General features: G+C 58.2%; 17 protein-coding genes and 1 tRNA gene. 2 read left to right on the top strand and 16 right to left on the bottom strand.

Annotated elements, in window-relative coordinates:
* On the bottom strand, positions 1–271 hold a 271-nt coding region (locus ACOYNV_RS19025; RefSeq protein WP_422901384.1), incomplete at its 3' end, for a hypothetical protein.
* Positions 272–857: 586 nt separating this feature from the next.
* A tRNA-Arg gene (locus ACOYNV_RS19020) sits at positions 858–932 on the bottom strand.
* A gap of 69 nt (positions 933–1,001) precedes the next feature.
* Between ACOYNV_RS19020 and ACOYNV_RS19015 the strand changes: the two genes are divergently transcribed.
* Positions 1,002–1,550: a peroxiredoxin gene (locus ACOYNV_RS19015; protein ID WP_422901383.1), complete on the top strand. Its 549-nt coding sequence runs from the start codon at positions 1,002–1,004 to the stop codon at positions 1,548–1,550.
* 9 nt (positions 1,551–1,559) lie between these two features.
* The gene (locus tag ACOYNV_RS19010; protein WP_422901382.1) at positions 1,560–3,485 is read left to right on the top strand and encodes an ATP-binding cassette domain-containing protein; all 1,926 of its coding nucleotides are present in this window, start codon (positions 1,560–1,562) and stop codon (positions 3,483–3,485) included.
* Positions 3,486–3,656: 171 nt separating this feature from the next.
* Here the strand turns inward: ACOYNV_RS19010 and ACOYNV_RS19005 are convergent, their stop codons facing one another.
* From ACOYNV_RS19005 to ACOYNV_RS18940, 14 genes are all read right to left on the bottom strand, one after another.
* The gene (locus tag ACOYNV_RS19005; protein ID WP_422901381.1) at positions 3,657–5,864 is read right to left on the bottom strand and encodes a ferredoxin; all 2,208 of its coding nucleotides are present in this window, start codon (positions 5,862–5,864) and stop codon (positions 3,657–3,659) included.
* A 265-nt stretch (positions 5,865–6,129) separates the two neighbouring features.
* Complete coding sequence (locus ACOYNV_RS19000) at positions 6,130–7,083, bottom strand: thiamine pyrophosphate-dependent enzyme (protein WP_422901380.1); 954 nt, start codon at positions 7,081–7,083, stop codon at positions 6,130–6,132.
* 13 nt (positions 7,084–7,096) lie between these two features.
* Positions 7,097–8,974 carry a 2-oxoacid:acceptor oxidoreductase subunit alpha gene (locus ACOYNV_RS18995; protein WP_422901379.1) on the bottom strand — a complete coding sequence of 626 codons (1,878 nt, stop codon included), beginning with the start codon at positions 8,972–8,974 and terminating at the stop codon, positions 7,097–7,099.
* Positions 8,975–9,175: 201 nt separating this feature from the next.
* A complete protein-coding gene (gltA, locus tag ACOYNV_RS18990) occupies positions 9,176–10,678 on the bottom strand; it encodes an NADPH-dependent glutamate synthase (RefSeq protein WP_422901378.1) in 1,503 nt (500 codons plus the stop codon).
* A 56-nt stretch (positions 10,679–10,734) separates the two neighbouring features.
* Positions 10,735–11,619: a sulfide/dihydroorotate dehydrogenase-like FAD/NAD-binding protein gene (locus ACOYNV_RS18985; RefSeq protein WP_422901377.1), complete on the bottom strand. Its 885-nt coding sequence runs from the start codon at positions 11,617–11,619 to the stop codon at positions 10,735–10,737.
* A 543-nt stretch (positions 11,620–12,162) separates the two neighbouring features.
* On the bottom strand, positions 12,163–13,773 hold the full coding sequence (locus tag ACOYNV_RS18980; RefSeq protein ID WP_422901376.1) for a peptide chain release factor 3: 1,611 nt from the start codon (positions 13,771–13,773) through the stop codon (positions 12,163–12,165).
* Between the two features lie 151 nt (positions 13,774–13,924).
* Positions 13,925–14,194 (bottom strand): DUF2442 domain-containing protein, encoded by a 270-nt coding sequence (locus ACOYNV_RS18975; RefSeq protein WP_422901375.1) that lies wholly within the window; start codon positions 14,192–14,194, stop codon positions 13,925–13,927.
* Positions 14,154–14,327: a DUF4160 domain-containing protein gene (locus ACOYNV_RS18970; protein ID WP_422901385.1), complete on the bottom strand. Its 174-nt coding sequence runs from the start codon at positions 14,325–14,327 to the stop codon at positions 14,154–14,156. Before ACOYNV_RS18970 ends, ACOYNV_RS18975 begins: the two co-directional genes overlap by 41 nt.
* A gap of 177 nt (positions 14,328–14,504) precedes the next feature.
* A complete protein-coding gene (locus ACOYNV_RS18965) occupies positions 14,505–14,951 on the bottom strand; it encodes a YaiI/YqxD family protein (RefSeq protein ID WP_422901374.1) in 447 nt (148 codons plus the stop codon).
* Positions 14,951–15,964 (bottom strand): AI-2E family transporter, encoded by a 1,014-nt coding sequence (locus tag ACOYNV_RS18960; RefSeq protein WP_422901373.1) that lies wholly within the window; start codon positions 15,962–15,964, stop codon positions 14,951–14,953. Before ACOYNV_RS18960 ends, ACOYNV_RS18965 begins: the two co-directional genes overlap by 1 nt.
* A 28-nt stretch (positions 15,965–15,992) precedes the next feature.
* Positions 15,993–17,255: a TIGR03862 family flavoprotein gene (locus ACOYNV_RS18955; protein ID WP_422901372.1), complete on the bottom strand. Its 1,263-nt coding sequence runs from the start codon at positions 17,253–17,255 to the stop codon at positions 15,993–15,995.
* Positions 17,256–17,410: 155 nt separating this feature from the next.
* On the bottom strand, positions 17,411–18,196 hold the full coding sequence (murI, locus tag ACOYNV_RS18950; RefSeq protein ID WP_422901371.1) for a glutamate racemase: 786 nt from the start codon (positions 18,194–18,196) through the stop codon (positions 17,411–17,413).
* Positions 18,193–19,335: an ATP-binding protein gene (locus tag ACOYNV_RS18945; RefSeq protein ID WP_422901370.1), complete on the bottom strand. Its 1,143-nt coding sequence runs from the start codon at positions 19,333–19,335 to the stop codon at positions 18,193–18,195. Before ACOYNV_RS18945 ends, murI begins: the two co-directional genes overlap by 4 nt.
* A gap of 157 nt (positions 19,336–19,492) precedes the next feature.
* Positions 19,493–20,020, bottom strand: a complete 528-nt coding sequence (locus ACOYNV_RS18940; protein WP_422901369.1) for a DUF3617 domain-containing protein — start codon at positions 20,018–20,020, stop codon at positions 19,493–19,495.
* Positions 20,021–20,152: the final 132 nt, after the last annotated feature.

Raw genomic sequence — 20,152 nt, 5'->3', positions numbered from 1 at the left:
TACGCTGTAACTGGTTGATTAAGAAAGATGTTTTTTGTCGCTTGTTAAACTTCGGGTAGAACAAATGCCGGCCAATTTTGAAGCAGGGGAGCGGAAATTCTCCCTGCCGAATTTTTTTGTAGGTGGTCTGCTCGTGGAAATTGGCAATCAGCCTGCCCGTTGGGCCGACGGGGAAAAGCAACGCCCCGCGCGACAATTCCAGAACAGTAGCATGGAGCGCCGCGCGGCGCGGATCAGATGATGATGATGATGATGGTGTGTGGTGAAGCATTGCAGTCCCCTAAAATCAAGGAACCGCCTGAATTTATTTGTGAAACGGGCGCGCCGGCGCAGCGGCGGCGGCGAAATTATGCCGCGGACGCGCCCTGCGAGATGCGGGGAGGGGGCGTAGCAGATGGTAGCTGCGCCGAGCAAAACGATGATGGAAACTGTGTAAGAAGCGACCTATATGCAACATAAATAGGCTGTGATGCGCTCAGCTCATACCCAATTTTCACAATAATCAACAATAAATATACAAAACTAAGCAGCACAGAAAATGACTGTAGTGAAAGCGGTGCAGCACCTAAAAATTTTCCGAACAAAAGATAAGTGCCCAGACAAAAAAGAAGAAAACTAGCCACGATGGCTAGTATCACAAATTTTTGCTGAGAGCTGTTTGTTTTCACAAAGAAATTATAACTTTAAGTAAAAACAAATCAAAGCTATTTCTATCACACTTCTATCACACTGAATTCGTTTAGAATGGCTTAGAAGAGCTTAAAAGCACTTACTCGCATTCCAATGGTATTTTTACGAAATAGCTGTAAAAACGTTGCTTGGCAAGGGTTGTACGGGTGTTTTCATGGTTTAATTTCTGGTCTCCTCGACGGGAATCGAACCCATATCTCACGCTTAGGAGGCGCGTGCACTATCCGTTATGCTACGAGGAGGCCGGGGCGCGTATTCTATCGCGCCAAGGCGGTAAGCAGCCAGTTTCCGTTCATATGTGGAGAATGTTGATGTTCCTGCGACTCATTATTTCCTTTCTGTTGCTGCTTGTTGCTTTGGCAGCGCCGATTAACGCGGCAATGGCCGATGAGGTGCCGGTGGTTGGCAGCATGGCGCCGGCTTTTGCGTTGCCGGACCAGAGCGGGCAGGAGGTTTCACTCGATAGTCTGCGCGGCAAGTGGCTGGTGCTTTATTTTTATCCGAAGAATGATACGCCGGGCTGTACCGAGGAGGCCTGCAGTTTTCGCGACGATATGGCGCAACTGACCAGGCTGGGCGCGCAGATTGTCGGCGTGAGCATTGATAGCGCGGCTTCGAATGCCGAGTTTGCCAAGAAGTATCACCTGCCTTTCCCGCTGCTGGCCGACCAGGACGGCGATGTGGCCAAGCGCTACGGGGCTTACGCGGACTGGATGGTCGTGCGTTTTGCCCGTCGTTACACCTTTCTGATCGACGCACAAGGTAAAATTGCGAAAACCTACCTCAAGGTCGATACCTCGAAGCACTCCGCCGAGATTATTGCCGACCTCAAGAATCTGTCTTCACCCTCCGGAAAGTAACCTGACTTCATGCCGCAACTGATTTTGTCCGATGCATCGCTCGCCTATGGCCACGTGCCACTTCTTGACCACGCTGATTTCCTGCTCGATCCCGGCGAGCGCGTCGCCCTGATCGGGCGTAACGGCACCGGCAAGTCGTCGCTGTTGCGCGCGCTGGCAGGGCAAGGGACGCTCGATGACGGGACGGTGTGGCAGCAGCCAGGCATCCGCATGGGCTATGTGCCGCAGGAGCCGCCGTTTGACCCTGAACTGACGGTGTTCGACGCGGTGGTTGTCGGCATGGGGGAAGTTTCCGCGCTATTGGCCGAATATCACGCCGTCTCGCATGCCTTGGGCGAGCCGCTGGCCGATCATGAAGTGCTGCTTGAGCGCATGCATGTCTTGCAGGGCGAGTTGGAGTCGCGCAATGCGTGGTCGTTCGAGGCGCAGGCCGAACGGGTGATCCAGCGCTTTTCGCTTGATCCCGATGCGCGCGTCGGTACGCTTTCCGGCGGGCAGAAGAAGCGCCTGGCCTTGGCGCAGGCGCTGGCCATTTCGCCCGAACTGTTGTTGCTCGACGAGCCGACCAACCATCTGGATATCGGTGCCATCGAATGGCTGGAAGACATGCTGATTTCGTCCGGCGTGTCGCTGGTGTTCATCACCCACGACCGGCGCTTTCTCGATCGCGTGTCGACGCGCATCGTCGAACTGGATCGCGGGCGCCTGCTCTCCTGCCCTGGAAATTTCAGCGCCTATCAGGCCAAGAAGGAAATGATCCTGCACGACGAGTCGATCCAGAGCGCCAAGTTCGACAAGTTTCTGGCGCAGGAAGAGGTGTGGATTCGCAAGGGCGTTGAAGCTCGGCGCACACGCAATGAAGGCCGGGTGTTGCGCCTCGAACAACTGCGGCGCGACCGTGCCGCACGGCGCGAACGGCAGGGCAAGGTTGAGTTGGCGCTTGATTCGGGCGACAAGAGCGGCAAGCTGGTTGCTGAACTGGAGCACGTGAGCAAGAGTTTTGGTGAGGGTGATCAACAACTGACCGTGGTGCGAGATTTTTCCTGCCGTTTGCAGCGAGGTGACAAGATCGGCTTGATCGGCCCCAACGGTGCCGGCAAGACGACTTTGCTGCGCCTTATTCTCGGCGAACTGGCGCCGGACTCGGGCATGGTTCGTCTCGGCACCAAGATCCAGGTGGCGTACTTCGACCAGTTCAGAACGGCTCTCGACGAGGAGGCGGCGCTGATCGATGTCATCTCGCCGGGGTCGGATTACGTCGAGATCGGCAACGAGAAAAAGCATGTGATCGGCTATCTGGGCGATTTTCTCTTTGCCCCGCAACGCGCCCGCTCGCCGGTCAAATCGCTCTCCGGTGGCGAGCGCAATCGTCTGCTGCTGGCTCGGCTGTTCGCGCGCCCGGCCAACGTGCTGGTGCTCGACGAGCCGACCAACGACCTCGACATTGAAACGCTCGAATTGCTCGAGCAGTTGTTGCAGGAGTACACCGGTACGCTGTTCCTGGTCAGCCACGACCGGGTTTTCATCGACAACGTGGTGACGCAGACGATTGCCTTCGAGGGCGATGGTGTCTGGCGCGAGTATGCCGGCGGCTATCAGGACTGGGCCGATTATCAGGTCAAGCGGCGCGCCGAAGAAGCAGTGCAGTCGGCGGCGAAACGCGTCGATTCGGCTGCTTCGGCTTCGGTGCAGGCGCCCAAGGTCAAGGCCGATGGCAGCCGCAAGCTGAGTTACAAGGAAGGGCGCGAGTTGGCTGACCTGCCCGAACGTATCGCCGCGCTTGAGCGGGAACAGAAGGCAATCAACCAGCGCATGGAAGATCCGGCGTTCTATCAATCGCAGACTCAGGATACGCAGGGTCTAGCTAAGCGCTTGAGTGAAATAGACGATGAGTTGCTGGTGTTGCTGGAGCGTTGGGAGGCGCTGGAGGGCTGAGATTTAAAACGAATTCAGATGGCTGCCTGCGGAGCCCGTGGATCGGCGATCTTCAGGCTATGCCTTGGAGGGCCGCATGAATAAAGGCTCTCAAGGCATCGTTTTTCAGATCGCCATTTTACGGGCGTTACAGGGCGGTTTGGCAGGATCTGCGTCAGGTTCGATTCGGAACTACAGAAAAATCTCCGCCCGCTCGAGCAGTTCTTCCAGTCCAGTTTCGTTCGGATTACGCGGCTTGCCCGGATGGATGATCGACACCTGGCAACTCTCGGCGGCTTCGACCAACTGCGCGTAAGTGCCGGCGCTGACATCAGCGATGTAGGCCTGCATGTTTCCATCGTAGGCAAACATCTTGTTGTTTATCTGCGTGCATTCGTTGCAGGTTGAGCAGCGTGACGTTTCGATGTAGGCCTCGTCCGGCGATTTTTCCGCTTCCTGCTCGGTTGGCGCAACAAGGCTCTGAGTGGCTACAACGGCCATCATGACGCTCGCTGTTGCTTCACTAACGGGCTGGGCAGTTGCCTCCCAGAGCTTCTTTTCCCGTGCCAGCAACTTGTCGGCATGCGAGTTATTGATTCCACCGAGTTCCTGCAGGCTGTTCCACATGCTGCGGCAGCGGCGTGCCTCGCGGATCAACTTTTCATCGACGATGACCTTCTGCAGCCTGTTTCCGGGGTCAACCATCAGCAGGCAGGGAACGCTGTCGAGTGGCCCACGCTCATCGCGGGCCACGGTTTCACTGACCGGGGACAGGGTGCCGTTCCAGCGCGCTCTCGGGACACGGGCAAAGTGTTTGCTGTAGCGCGAGTCGCAGGCGACGAAGTCGATCAGGGTGAAGGGTGTCTGCAGCGAAACGGCCTGGTGCTTTTCGTCTTCATAAGAAAATTCGCGCAGGGGCCAGTCAAGTTCTGCCTGCGGATTGGTGTCCAGCGAGAAACGCGATGCCCAGTCACGACCGGCCGAGGGGTCAAAGGTGAAGGCCGGGAAAACCCTCGACTCCAGAGCCGCCGCCCCGACCAGATAGGCAGGTAGTTCGCCGGTCGTCGTGGCTGCCCCCGAGAAGACGCTGAACAGGGCCGGGCCGGGATAGTCGAGGCCGCGCTGGATCTGCCGGCGCACTTGATACAGGTTCGACGCCGGTGATTGCAGGACGAACACGCCGCTCATGCCCATGGCCATGCTGGCCAGTTGCTTGCTGCGCAGGGCAAAGGCCAGGTGTCCGTTGCCGAGCGGCGACTCCTCGATGACGTCATCGGTCTGCACCAGGATCTTGATCGGCAAATCGACCGAAAGAATCTCGGTCAGCGTGCTGTGCTCCGGCCCCGTCAGGTTGCCGGCGTTGAGGCGTACCAGGTAATCCGGGAAGAGTCCAAGTTCCCTGGCTTCCAGGCCATTCTCACCGAACGACTCAAACAGCGGGTCATGCTTCGCTTCGCTGTATTCGCCCTTGATCTCCAGTTCGGCGATGGCTACGGCCCTGGCCAGTTCGATGACCTTGGGCAAACGCTCGCGATAGGCGGCAAGGGCGCTTAGGCAACTCTCAAAGGCGAAGGAATAGGTCTCTCCATCGTCTGCTTCCGAGGTGGGGAAGAATTTCTGCGACTGAAGCGTGGAGAGGAGATTCGTTACTCGAATCCTGCGGCTTACTGAAAGATTTTTCTTGGCTGAAGACTTGGTCAGGATGCGCGACATGGCTTCGAAATCGAAGCTGTCCATGGGGCCGCTGCCGAACGAGGAGCGAAGGTTTTCTGCGCTTTTGCCCGCGTCCGAATTAACGAAGTCGGCCTTGATGATGTCGGAAAGCTTGAGTACCAGCCGCTTGATGTCCTTGCTGAATTGTCGTGCCCGCTGCTTCTGGGTGTTGGCCCACGCGTGGCCGAACAGGCGGCAGGGCAGGGCCGCATTGCAATCGATCACCTCGCCATCGATTTTCAGGTTGGCACGGGCGAGCGACAGGCTCTCGGAAATCTGTTTGTCGGCCTTGATCAGAGGTAATGCCGCCTGATCCCACAGGGTCGAGAACAGACCGCTGGCGCCACTCGCCGCCAGCGTGCGAATTTCCTGTTCGAGGCGCAATACATGCTTCCTGATCCGCTCGCCATGATCGCCCTTGGCTATCCTGTCGAGAATGCCGTCGATCAAGCCAGATAGCGGCTCGATAAAGGCACCATCTGGTCGCCCTTCGACCAGTATCAGCGGGAAATCGTAACGCAAGTGCGTGAGGTCGCGATAGCCGGTGAGCAGGGCGGGACGCAGATTGAGGCCATCGACCGCATCGAGATGCGCGGTCAGTTTTTTTCCGGTCAAGTAAAAAGCAACATGCGTTTGCAGATCAGCTTCCATATCAGTTCGGCCATCCCGGTTAAGTCGTTTAATCACGTATCTCTTGTCGCGTCATGTCGATATTTCGAGACCATCGCTGTAGATCAGAATCAGTTGTTTCCAAGGTTCAGAGGCTGTGAATAATTCATTTCAGACTAATCACCTTGCCCGTCACCCCGGCGAAAGCCGGGGTCCAGTTCGTCTATCTAATTGTTTGCATGAATATCAGAGGTACGCACTGGCTCTGCATTTCCTTCGGTCAGATTCCGGCCTTCGCCGGAATGACGGTCTTGGATGCTTGCGGTAAATAATTCACAGCCTGTCAAACCGTGTACTTGTCGAGTTCGGCTTCAAAGCCGTTCCGCACCGTCTCAACGGTGCGCAAGACGCCGGTTTGCCGGGTTTCCTCATAACGCGGAATGTCCCGGTTCTGGTAGAGGATGCCAACCGGAATGACGTCTTCGCTCGACGCAATTTCGCGCGCCCGGTTCATGTCCAACGGGTCATGCAGCAACTGGTTCTTGTACGTTTTGGAAAGCCCGGCGCTCAAGTGCAATGCGTTCTCGTGGTGCAGCAACTGGATCTTGTCCGGGTCCTGCAACCAGGGATCGAGCGACTTCGGCAACCATTCCGGGCAGCGTTGCAGGATGCGCACGAACGAAAGCCCCTTGTGGTGGTAGGCCGCCTTGACGATCTCGAAAAGGCTTTCCGGTATCCAGTCGACGGCCTGCGCGACGAATGAGGCGTTGGCCACACCGAGCGTCACGCTCAGCGGGTTCAGTGCCTCCAGATAACTCCCGCGTGGCGTGGTGTTGCTCTTGGTGCCGATGGGGGAGGTTGGCGAGGCCTGTTTCTTGGTCAGGCCGTAGATTTGATTGTCGTGCAGAAAAACCGTCAGGTTCATGTTGTAGCGGATGGCGTGGATCCAGTGGGCGGCACCGATGCTGCAGCAGTCGCCATCACCGGTATTGACGAACACGGTCAGGTCCGGCCGGGCCATCTTGACGCCTTCGGCGAGCGGTAGCGCGCGCCCGTGGATGCCGTGGAACCCGTAAGTCTTCATGTAATGCGGGAAACGGCTGGAGCAGCCGATACCCGATACGAATACGGTTTTTTCCGGACGCAAGCCTTCGTCACGGCACAAGCGCTGGACGGCGGCGAGAATGGCGTTGTCGCCGCAGCCGGTGCACCAGCGCGGTACACCGCTCTGGTAGTCTTCCAGTTCATGTTGCTCGTCGTACAGTTCGAGCAGGCAGTCGGTGGCAGAACAGTTCATGGTTTTTATTCCCTTACTTGTTTAGCTTGGCAAGGAGTACGCGGCGGATGGTACTTGGCTTGATCGGCTGGCCCCGGACCTCGCTCCAGCAGTCGACATCGATCAGGCAACGCGAGCGGAGCAGGATCGCCAGAGAGGAATAACGACGATTGGATTCGTCGATGATTTCTTCATCGGGGCTGTCGCTCCAGTTGATTTCGATGGTCATGACCTGCTTGAAACGCTGCATGATCTCCTTGATTCCCGGCTGCATCGGCATCAGGAAGCGCAAGTGAATGGAGGACACTTTCTTCCCTTCGGCACGCAGCGATTCCACGGCTTCCTCGATGGCGCCTTTGGTGCTGCCCCAGCCGACGACCAGCAGATCGCCACTATCGCCGCCAAACACTTCGGGTGCGGTCAGCGTCTTCTGTAGCGCGGCGAGTTTCAGGCTACGCGCCCGCAAGCTTTCCTGGTTGATATCCGGATCGTAGGCCACATGGCTATCGCGGTCATGGGCCAACCCGGTGACGGTGTGCATGCCGCCGGGCTGCCCGGGAATGAAGCGGCGGGCGAGGCCGGTCGTGGCATCCCAATCGTAGGGCCGGGCGCCTTCGGGCACCGGGCTCTGGTCAAACGGAGGCGCCAGCCACGATTCGTTGAATACCGGCCGCGTGAAGGGTTGTTGTGAAGAAGACAGGCTGGCGTCGGTCAGCACCACCACGACCATGTTGAAGGCTTCGGCGATCTTGCGCGCGGTGATGATCGAGTAGAAGCAATCCTCGATGGTAGCCGGTGCCATGACTACTTTGGGCGCATCGCCATGGCTGCCGAAAATGGCACACATCAGGTCGCCCTGCTCAACTTTGGTCGGCTGGCCGGTGCTTGGGCCACCGCGCTGAACATTGACCACGACCAGCGGGATTTCCGCCATGACGGCCAGTCCGATGGCTTCCTGCTTCAGCGAATAGCCCGGTCCGGAGGTGATGGTGATGGTGCATTTGCTGGCATACGAGGCGCCGATGGCAAAGGCGCAGGCGGCGATTTCATCCTCGGCCTGGTGCACAATGCCGCCCACCTTCTCGAAAACTTCGGAAAGATAGTGCGATGCGGAGGTGGCGGGGGTGATCGGATACATCGAGCAGAGTTCCATGCCCGAGGCCATGACGCCGAGCGCCAGCGAGGTGTTGCCGTTGGTGACGATCTGCGGTTGTTGCGCAGGCGTCGCCGGAATGCGGAAGCTGAAGTCTAGATGGGACTCGCCCCATTGATAGCCGGCTTCGAGCAGCTTCACATTGGCATCGATGATGCTCTGTGCTTTCTTGCCGAACGTGAGCGCTATCTGATCGCGCGCCATCTGCAATTCAAAACTGTAGAGGTAGCACAGCATGCCCAGGACGAACATGTTCTTGCCGCGTTTCGGGTCGGCGTTGAGCAACTGGCATTCCTGCTCCATCGGGATCTCGATTACCCGGTAACCGGCGGCAACCAGCCGGTCATGCGTCTCGATGTAGGCCATCGAAATATTCAGGTCCGGGTGCTTGCGCCACAGGCTTTCGAGAAAAATGATGCAGCCCGGCTTCAATTCGCGATCGCGCACCCGTCCGAGCAATACCTGCTCGTTGAAAGCCACCACCAGATCCGTCTGGTCGCCGCCGTTGGTGATGTAGCCGGAACCGATACGAATGCGGTTGCCGCTGGCGCCGGCCACGCTACGCGCCGGCGGGCGAATTTCGGCCGGGATGATCTCGGTGGTCCAGATGCCGTTACCCATTCTGGCGGCAATCGAACCGAGCGACTGCCCGCAACGTTGAGCCCCTTCACCGGAATCGCTGATGATCTCGATGATGTGTTCTTTCAACGTGGTGATCGTCTTGCTGCCAGCTTGCGTCGAGGTATTTTGCGAGGTCATATCGGGTTTTCCATAGTCGCTATAAGGCTTGATTTGCTCTGGATCAGAGAGCCCAGAACACCCACCGCAGAGGCACAGAGGCGCAGAGAAAACGCAGAGGAAACCCGTTTTTTTCTTTAAGGTTTTCTCTGCGCAACCTCTGCGCCTCTGTGCCTCTGCGGTGAGTTTTTGACATTTTCACAGGCTCCGTAATCGGTCTAATCAAGCCACTCGCACACGTGCGAAATTGCGTTCCCTGGTGTCGATGCCGAACAGTTTCTCGCCGCCACTTTCATAGGGCCGGGCGCTGTCGCGAATGCCGAGGTAGGCCTTCATGCTGGCGGCAGCCTTGCGTCCGGCACCCATGGCCTCGATCACCGTGGCCGCTCCGGTGACGATGTCGCCGCCGGCGAAGACGCCGGCCATTGACGTGGCCAGGCTGTGGTCGGTCTGGATGTAACCCCATTTGTTCAGTTCCAGCTTCGAGGTTTGCCCCATGATCGGGTTGGCGTTGGTGCCGATGGCATAGACGATCAGGTCGGCTTCGAAATCGAATTCGCTGCCGGCGACCTGAACCGGGCGGCGACGACCGGAATCGTCCGGTTCGCCAAGTTCCATGCGCACGCAACGCATGCCGCGGACGCTCCCGTGGCCATCGTCCAGAATGGCTACCGGATTGGTCAGCCAGTGGTATTCGACACCTTCCTGTTCGGCGTGGTGCACTTCTTCCGCCCGTGCCGGAGCCTCCTTGCGCGAGCGCCGGTAAATGCAATAGACCTTTTCAGCGCCCAGTCTGATGCAGACGCGCATGGCGTCCATCGCGGTATTTCCTGCGCCAACAACGGCGACCCGCTTGCCAATCGGCTGCGGTGTGTCGAAGCTGGGGAATTCCTTGGCGCGCATCAGATTGCAGCGGGTCAATAATTCGTTGGCTGAAAGGACGCCATTCAGGGAATCGCCGGGAATCCCCAGCATGGTCGGATAACCGGCACCGACACCGACGAAAACCGAGTCAAAGCCCATCTCGGAAATCATCTGCTCGACAGTGAACAAACGGCCAACCAGCGTGTTGCAACTGAACTTGACGCCAATTTTTGTAAGATTGCCGATTTCAGCGTCGATTACGGCGTTGGGCAGGCGAAAGTCGGGAATGCCGTACCTCAACACGCCGCCCGCATGATGAAAGGCTTCGAATACGGTGACGTCGCAACCGGCTTTTGCCATGTCTGCCGCACAGGCCATGCCGGCCGGGCCGGAGCCGACAATGCCGATCTTGAAGCGGTTCTCTTCGATATGCGGAATATTGACCCAGCCCTCCTTGATGGCGGTATCGCCGACGAAGCGCTCCAGTCGGCCAATGGCCACCGACTCAAGCGACTCGCCAACGGTGCATACGCCTTCGCACTGGTTTTCCTGCGGGCAGACGCGGCCACAGATGGCGGGCAACAAGCTGGTTTCGGTCAGGATGTCGTAGGCGCCGCGCAGATCCTTTTCGCCGATCTTCCTGATGAAACCGGGGATGTTGATGCCGACCGGGCAACCCGCGACACAGGGCTGGTCCGGGCACATCAGGCAACGTTCCGATTCGCGCATGGCGTCGTCAGGGTGGTAGCCACAGGCCACTTCTTCAAAGTTCCTCGAGCGCTCGATGGGGTCCTGCTCGCGCATCGGCGTGCGTTCCTGGGGAATGGTCCTTATGGTTTTTTTCGTCTTATTCGTGGCCATGGATTTCTACCATCTAGTGCGAAAGTCGCGTCCGCGACTCCCTGCGTTATTAAAACTTACCCAAGATTTGCCGATTCAATGCTGACTTCTACATCCTTCTTCAAGCGGCATTTATTTTCCCAGTGATCGAGCGCCTTGCGTTCTTTCTTGGTGTACCGCCGCAGACGCAGCATCAGATCGTCGAAGTCCACCTGATGGCCGTCAAAGTCCGGCCCGTCGACGCAGGCGAATTTCACCTGATCGCCGATCTTGACCCGGCAGCCGCCACACATGCCGGTGCCATCGACCATGAGCGGGTTGAGGCTGACCATGGTTTTGATCTTGAATGGACGCGTCGTATCGGCACAGCCTTTCATCATGATCGGTGGGCCGATGGCCACGACTTCATCGATATCCGGATGTTTTTCAATCGCCTGCAGGATTCCTGCGGTGACCAGGCCCTTGATGCCGAGCGAACCGTCGTCGGTACAGATGATCAATTCATCGCAGCAGGCCCTGAACTTCTCGTCCCAGAAAACCAGGTCCTTGTTGCGGAAACCGACCACGCCGATGACGTAGGCGCCGTTCTCCTTGTGTCCGCGTGCCTGGGGAAAAATTGGCGCGACGCCCAGTCCGCCACCGACACAGAGCACTTTTTTCGCATGGCTGATCGGGCTGGGAACGCCCATGGGGCCAACCAGGGCGTAAAGCGAGGTGCCGACCAGGCATTCGTGCTGCATCTGCCGGGTGGTCTTGCCCACCGCCTGGATGACCAGAGTGATCGTTCCCTTCTCACGGTCAAAATCTGCAATCGTCAGCGGAATCCGTTCGCCTTGCTCGTTGAGCATGACGATCACGAACTGGCCAGGTTTCGCTGCTTTGGCCATCATCGGATGACGAATTTCAAGCAGATAGGTAACGTCGGAAAAATCCTCCCGACTCACGATTTCAAAATTGGTCATTTTGTTCGCTTTCAATATCCGGCTACGTCATTCGCGTGAAAGTCGCGCCAGCGACTCTCGAACTTCCCCCTCGCCCGTTGGGAGAGGGGTCGGGGGTGAGGGAAACGGTCAGGGCTTTCATTATTTGAAACGCCTTTCAAAGCCATGCCCGTTAGGAAAATAATAATACATGTCAGTTACGCCCAAAGCAGTAACAAATAGGGGGTGAAAATATTTATTTTTTTAACTGAGCATTTGCCATGCCAGAATTTATTTTTATATAAAACAATGTGTTGCGTAGGCTGGTCAAGTCGGCCCAGGGGATATGCACTTTGCTGAATCATGAATTCCGACGGTTTGCACCAAGGCAGTGCCGGTATTTTAGCAGTCTAGCCTTGGCAAGTGTCGTTGGCTCAGAGGCTGTGAAAATATAAAAAATCCACCGCAAAGCCGCAAAGGGGCAAAGAAAGCGCAGAGGAACCCCATTGTTTGCAAAGGTTTTCTTTGCGAAAACTTTGCTCCTTTTCGCCTTTGCGGTGGGGGCAGGCATTTCTTCACAGATTCTCAGCCCATTTTCTGTCCATGCTCCCTTGACGCATGGAAGCCGACCTTGCTCCACTTTTCGCTGGTTACATCCAAGTTGTAGCGTGTGCTAGCAAGATACACTAGGTTGCCGTCCACGTCTTTGGCCATGCGGTGCTGCTGTTCGCGCTCAAAGTTGCGGCGCGTCAGTTCATCCGGAAAGGTGAGCCAGCGCGCGGTGTTGATGTCGGCCGACTCGAAAATGGCGTCGACCTTATATTCGGTCTGCAGGCGCTGGGCGACAACCTCGAACTGCAGCGTACCTACCGCGCCGAGCAGCATGGCGCCGGTGGCGAGGTTTTCGAAGACCTGAATCGCGCCTTCTTCGCCAAGCTCCTGCAAGCCTTTTTGCAATTGCTTGCTTTTCAGCGGATCGCGCAGGCGGGCGACACGGAAGAGTTCGGGCGAGAAGTAGGGAATGCCCTTGAAAGCGAGCGTTTCGCCTTCGGTCAGCGTGTCGCCGATGTGCAACTGACCGTGGTTGTGAATGCCGATGATGTCGCCGGCCACCGCGTCTTCCATCAGTACGCGCTCGTTGGCCATGAAGGTCAGCGCGTTGGCCAGCTTCATTTCGCGGTTCATGCGCACGTGCCGGACCTTCATTCCCGAGCTGTAGCGGCCGGAGCAGACGCGGAAAAAGGCGATGCGGTCGCGGTGCTTGGGGTCCATGTTGGCCTGGATCTTGAACACGAAGCCGGTGAACGCCGGTTCGGCCGGCTGTACCGTGCGGATGCCGGCGTCGCGCTCCTGTGGCGGAGGTGCCCAGTCGATCAGCGCGTGCAGGATTTCCTGTACGCCGAAGTTGTTGATGCCTGATCCAAAAAACACCGGTGACTGCAGGCCGGCGAGAAAGTCGACCAGATCGAAAGGGGTGCTGGCGCTGCGGATCAGATCGACATCCTCGCGCAGCTTGCCGACTTCGCCCGGAAACTGCTCGTCGAGCAGCGGGTTGTTGATGCCGTTGATCTGCTCGGCCTCGGTGCGCCGTTCCTCGCCTGCGGCAAAACGCAGCAGGCTGTCGCTTGGCAGGTGATAGACACCGCGAAAGGTCTTGCCCATGCCGATCGGCCAGGTAATCGGCGCGCATTCGATGTTCAGCACCGACTCGATTTCTTCGAGCAACTCGAAGGGTTCGCGCACTTCGCGGTCGAGCTTGTTGACGAAAGTGATGATTGGCGTATTGCGCATGCGGCAGACGTTGATCAGCTTGATCGTTTGTGTCTCTACCCCTTTCGCAGCGTCGATCACCATCACGGCGGCATCGACGGCGGTCAGCACGCGGTAGGTGTCTTCCGAGAAGTCTTCGTGGCCCGGCGTGTCGAGCAGATTGACAGTGTGGTCCTGATACTCGAACTGCATCACCGAGCTGGTGACCGAAATGCCGCGCTGCTTCTCGACCTCCATCCAGTCGGAAGTCGCATGGCGCGCGCTTTTACGGCTTTTAACGGTACCTGCGAGCTGGATCGCGCCGCCGAAAAGCAGCAATTTTTCAGTCAGTGTCGTCTTGCCCGCGTCCGGGTGGGAGATGATCGCGAAGGTGCGCCGCTTGGCTACATCGCGCAGGATTTCGGGGGGGAAGGGGCTGGTACTCATCAAGGTTTCTTTCTGCTGCACAAACAAAAGCCGCAGGTTGGGGCAAGAAAAATGACCCCACGGGCGGCAAGCAGGCAGAACTATAGCAAGAATCAGACCCCGCCGGAATGGAAATGAGGCTGGAGGTCAGGTGTGGTTCGCCAGCAAACGGTCAAGCACCGACTCGGCTGACAAGCGGAAACTGCTTGGGGTGACGAATTGACTCAACCGCCAAGTCGACGTCCAACTCTGGCCAATAAAGGTGGTTTGCGGAAGGTAGGTCGACGTGCAGGATTTTGCCAACCGGGGCATCCAGAAACCACGGAAATTCTGAATAAGGCAGAAACAACTCTTCATCTTCAAGCAATAACCAGAAACCGTGCTGAGAGATGTTGGTTACCTCAACCTGAGAAGTGCTTGCACCAAGCGCTGCGGATGTCATTTTCATTCTCCTGAACCAGGCGAAGTGCCTCATTGATTTCGCGCATCGAAAGACCAGCGTATTGAGCAAGTTCAATTGCCGGCTCAAGCCAGAACTTGGCTTCTCCGTTCTGACCTTGAACATGCACATGCATTCTCGGTTCTTCCCGGGAAAAGAAGTAAAAACGGAAGCCACCGGCGCGAAATACTGTTGGACTCATGAATAAAATGATACACGTAAAATCTGTTCACTTAGTTGAGCTGCATTGGAAATTGATCACGATGTTCAATAGATCAAGCCAGTTTATCTTCCTTGATGGCAATCCTTTACTTCAGGTGCGGCTCGCCAGGAAACGGTCCAGATGCCCGGCAAATGCTTGCCGTTCGGTCTGACTCATTGGCGGAGGTCCACCGGTCTGCACACCGCTGGCACGCAGGGTGTCCATGAAGTCGCGCATATTGAGCAGCGGCCGGATATTGGCGGCTGAATACCATTCGCCACGATGGCTCAAGACATGGCCGCCCTTTTCGATTACCTCGGCAGCCAGTGGCAAGTCGCTGGTGATCACCAGATCGCCCGCCACGAGGCGCTTGACGATTTCGTTATCGGCGACATCGAAACCCGCGGGTACCTGCACGCTGCGAATCAAGGGCGAGGGCGGAACGTGGAGCATCTGGTTGGCGACCAGCGTTAGCGAAATACCGGTGCGCGTTGCCGCGCGAAAGAGAATGTCCTTGATCACCTTGGGGCAGGCATCGGCGTCGACCCAGATATGCATTAGATCAGTCCGCGACTGTTCAGCTCGTCTTTGAGCCAGGCGTAGCAGATCGGCGCTGCGACCAGTCCGGGCAGGCCAAAGGCGCTTTCCATGACCAGCATGGCGGTCAGCAACTCCCAGGCCTTGGCGCTGATCTGGGCGCCGACGATGCGTGCATTGAGAAAATACTCCAGTTTGTGAATGGCGACGAGGAAGCCGAGCGACGACATGGCCACTGCCGGAGAGTGCGCCAGGCTGACGACGAAGATGACCGAGTTGGAAATCAGGTTGCCGATCACCGGCAGCAAGCAGGCGACAAAGGTAACCACGATCATCGTTTTGGTGAGCGGCAGGGAAACACCGAAGAGAGGCAGCGCGACGGCAAGGTAGGTGGCGGTAAACACGGTGTTGATGGCCGAGATGCGGACCTGAGCGAAGACGATGCGGCGGAACGCCTCGCCCATGCGGAACAGGCGCTCGGCCAGTGCTCTGGCCAGTGGTCCGCTGTTGTCTTTGGCGAAAGCTTCGCGCAGTGAAATCATGGCGCCGATGATCATGCCGATCAGCACATGGGCCAGCATGTGGCCGGTTTCCTTGCCGATCAGTTGCAGTTCGGAGGCGTGTTCACGCAGCCATTGGCTCAGGCTGTCGCGGGCACTTTCGGCATTGCTCGGCAAGAAGTCTGCCAGCCATTGTGGCAAGCTTGCACGCGAACTTTCCAGGATGTCGGCCATCTTGGCGAGCAGTGCAGAAAGGCTGCCGCCTTCACTTTTCATGAAAACGACGATGCCGAAGCTCGCCGCCGTTACCGCGCCGACCACGAACAACACGACAAGACCAACCGCGGCACCCTTGGCGCGGCGGGTCGACAGATGGCGGACAAAGAGCGGGAAGAGGGCATGCACCAGCTCATATACCAGCAGACCGGCAATCAGCGCCGGTACTAGATGGAAATGAAGTGCAAACAAGATGCTGAATACGGCCAGAGTCCAGGATGCGTATTCGTAGGCGGTGGGGTTAGTGGGTTTATTCATTTTTTGTCGATAGCGTGAGGGCGCAAGGTTAGCACGCGCACTGAACAGATTGCAGCCAGGACCGAGCGCCGAGGCCTGCGGCATGGCCGCTGGAAAAGCATCCGGTGAGCAGATAGCCGCCGGTTGGCGCTTCCCAGTCCAGCATTTCGCCGGCACAGAATACGCCGGGCAGATGGCGGACCATCAGTTGTTCATCAAGCGCTTCAAACAGCACGCCGCCGGCGCTGCTGATCGCTTCGTCGAGCGGGCGCGGCGCGTTCAGGCGAAGTGGCAGCCCCTTGATGGCGACGGCCAGTTGGTGTGGGTCGGCAAAGTCTTCAGGCGGCACGAGTTCGTGGAGCAGTGCCGTCTTGACGCCCTTGAGCCCGAGGCGGCTTTGCAGATGGCTGGATAGCGAGCGCGAGCCGCGCGGGTGGGCGATTTCGGCGATAACACGCGGCAAGTCGTGGGCGGGTAGCAGGTCAAGCGAAAGCACGGCGCTGCCGGTGCGTTCAAGCGTATCGCGCAGCGGCGAAGAAAGGGCGTAGATCAGGCCGCCCTCAACGCCATTTTCGGTGATCACGAATTCCCCCTGCCGCCGATGCGCCACGCCTTCGGCATCGGTGAAGAAGGCAACGACCGGCTTTACCGGCTGGCCGGCAAAGCGCTGGCGCAGATGCGCGCTCCAATCCACGTCGAAGCCGCAGTTGGACGGGCGTAGCGGCGCCACCGGAACACCAGCCTGTTCAAGCAAGCTCACCCAGCGTCCGTCCGAACCAAGCTTGGCCCAGCTACCGCCGCCGAGGGCCAGAACGACGGCGTCGGCCTTGATGCGCTGTTTGCCCTCGGGAGTGACAAAGTCAAGCGCGTATTGGCCAGAGGGTTGTTGCTCGATGGCGCACCAGCGATGGCGCACGTGAAAGCGCACACCGGCCTCGCGCAGCCGGTGCAGCCAGGCGCGCAACAGCGGCGCAGCCTTCATGTTGGTGGGAAAAACGCGCCCGGAAGTGCCGACAAAGGTGTCGATGCCCAGAGCGTGAATCCACCCGCGCAAGGCATCCGGCCCGAAGGCGTCGAGCAACGGCGCAAGGCGATCCTCGCGTCCCCCGTAGCGTGAGCGAAAAGTGGCCGCCGCTTCCGAGTGCGTGATGTTCATGCCGCCCTTGCCGGCCATCAGGAACTTGCGGCCGAGCGAGGGCATGGCGTCGAAAAGATCAACATGAACAGCGGCGCGGCTGAGCACTTCGGCGGCCATCAGTCCGGCCGGCCCGCCGCCGATGATGGCTACCGATTTCTTTTGAGGCAGGCTCATACCCACAGGTTATGAAAAATTGCCTGAACACCCACCGCAGAGACGCAAAGGAGCAAAGAAAACGCAGAGGAACCCCATTGTTTGCAGAGGTTTTCTCTGCGAAACCTTTGCTCCTTTGCGTCTTTGCGGTGGATTCTTGATATTTTCACAATCTCTCAGGTCGTCGCTAGTCGAGCGGGTCGGGTCAGCCGTACGCTGAGCCGGTTCAGTCCGAGGGCGGGAAGCGCCGCTTGCAGGCGTTCGGGATGCGCCGTGGCGAACAGGGTCAATTCGCCGTGGCCGTGTGCGGAAGCACCAGCAAGGCGTACACATTGGCGGGCGACGGCGTCGGCAACATCGACCAGCGTGGCCCGACCGGCAACGATGGGTTCGAGCACAGGGATGAGGAAGGAATAGTGCGTACAGCCGAGCACGATCTGGTCGGCCCCGGCGTCGAGTACGACGGCCAGATGCCGGCGGGCGGTTTCGGCAAAGTCGGGGTCGTCGAGGTGCAGGGTCTCGACCTTGGTGGCCCAGCCGGGGCAGGGCAGAACGTCGACCTGCACCGTGCCGGCGTGCTGCCGGATGAGCAGGGCAAGCCGCTCGCTGCGCGCGGTGGAGGTGGTCGTCAGGACGGCAATGCGACCGCTGTTCGAAGCGACAGCCGCAGGTTTTACGCCCGGCTCGACGCCGACGATCTGGATGTCAGGCAGCGTCTCGCGCAGTGCCGCAACGGCAGCGGCCGTTGCCGTGTTGCAGGCGACCACGATCACCGTGCAGCCCTGGTCAACGAGATGGCGGCCGATCTTCAGCACGCGATTGCGGATGAAACCGTCGTCTTTGTCGCCGTAAGGAACGTGCGCGGTGTCGGCGAAGTAAACGAGATTCGCCTGGGGCAGGGCATGGGCAATCGCCGCCAGCACCGAGAGTCCGCCCAAGCCGCTGTCGAAAACGCCGATCATGCGGCCAGCCCCTTGAGCCAGTTTGCCGCATCGAGAATGTGTATCGGTGCGCGGTATTCTTCCTGGCGCAGGTCATGGACGATCTGCACGGCTTCGGCCTCGGCAAAATGACCGGCGAAGCGCATCAGTGCGCGGTGCGGCGAATTGTCCGACAGTTTGCATTCGATCAACTGCAGCAACCGGTTGTCATCGCTGAGAGCGAAGTCGACTTCGGCACCGTCCTTGGTGCGGATGTAGTGCAGACCAATGTTTTTTCCCTGGGTGTCTTGCAGGAAATGCACATGTTTGAGCAGCATGGCGGCGACCGCGTTCTCGAGGCGGATACCAGCATCGCCACGCACCAGCCCGGTGTCGAAGAAATACACTTTCGGCGTTTGCAGGATGGCACGGGCGATGTTGTGGTGCCACGGCTGGACAGTGAATACGATGTAAAGCGCTTGCAGGATGTTCAGGTAGCGCTTCAGCGTGGTCGGTGAAACGGCCAAGTCACGGGCAATGGAGGCCAGTGACAGCGGCGACCCGACGCGTTCGCGCAAGAGTTCCACAAACAACCGCATGGCCGTGATTTCGTGGAGACGTGAAAACTCGACGACATCCTCGCGAATCAGATCGGTAAAGTATTGCCGGCGCCAGCGTTCGGCGTCTTCGGCTCTCTCGGCAAGACACGGCTCGGGGAAGCCGCCACGTTCCATCAGCCGGGTCAACGCGTCGGCTGGTGTGCCGCCCTGCTGCTCGCACCACTCGCGTACCGAAATCGGATGCAGCCGGAAGGGCAGGTAACGCCCGGCCAGCGGGGTTTCAGTTTGGCCGCTTTGCCCCCAGGTCTCCATGCGCGCACTGCCGGTTACCAGCAGCGATTGTTCCGCCGAGCGGCCATCGACAACGCCCTTGAGCCAGTTCTTCCAGCCGGGCATCTTGTGAATTTCGTCCATCGCCAGCAGGCGGGTCCGCGCGCTCCACGTCTGTCGTTGCATGATTGCCCGGTCGACGGCAACATCCCAGTCGAGATACTGGGCGGGCGGGAAACGTTCCATCAGATGACGGCATAGTGTCGTCTTGCCCACCTGCCGTGGTCCAGTGAGCAATACCATTTTGCGTTGCAGATCAGTCGCAACGAGGTCATCAAGATAACGCTTCATGGCGACTATTCTATAATTCGAAGGCAAGCCACCTCTGCCTCGCTTCGCTTGAGTTGCGTAGCACCTTCTGCAAGGGTCTGAGTAGTTACCGGAACACAATTCTATACGAACCCAAAAGACACCCCCGGGGTGCAACACGCGACCGAATTTGTCGTTCTTAGTGCTGTTGCTTCTTCATCATCTCGTTGATGTTGGCACCACCCATGTTCGGCATGACCACATCGCCGGGCTTCTGGCCGGGTTTGCAGGGACCGAGCCAGCGGGCTTCGTGCGTCATGTTGGACACGCTTATGCCATGCAGCGGCGGGCTGTAGTGGGTTTTCATCGTTCCCTTGTAGCTCGAATCGAAAGCGCCTTCGAACAAGCCATTGATCGTCGCAGTCGAGCCTTCAATCTTGCACACGGAATGGATGGTCACCATGTTGCCCATCGGTTTGACATCCATCACGCTGCAGTCCGATTTTCCATTCTTGGCCTGTTGCTGCATCAGGTTGTCGGTGTTCTGGTCGATGCACTGTTGCATCGGGCCCATGCCAGGCGCGCCTTCCATGCGCATGGTTATTTCCCACAAGCCGGCTTTGCGTTTGGGCATGTCGGCAGCCAGCGCGGCTCCCGCAAGGCTGGCGGTGGCGAGGCCGAAAACGAGCAGCGAGAAGGTGCAGCGGATGTCGAACTGGAATTTCATTGTTGCTCCTTGAGTCGAGAGTGCTGGAAGGTTTGCACCACAATATTAAACCGGAAACTGCGATGCGCAGCTTCATTTCGAGACATTATCGATGTCTCAATTTTTCAGTTTTGCAAATATGCCAGATGCATT

Origin of the sequence: Propionivibrio sp., from assembly GCF_049316945.1 — a bacterium.
In the GTDB taxonomy this organism is placed as follows: Bacteria; Pseudomonadota; Gammaproteobacteria; order Burkholderiales; family Rhodocyclaceae; genus Propionivibrio.
Note: the sequence above shows the minus strand (reverse complement) of the source record. Positions and strands in the feature narration are given on the sequence as shown.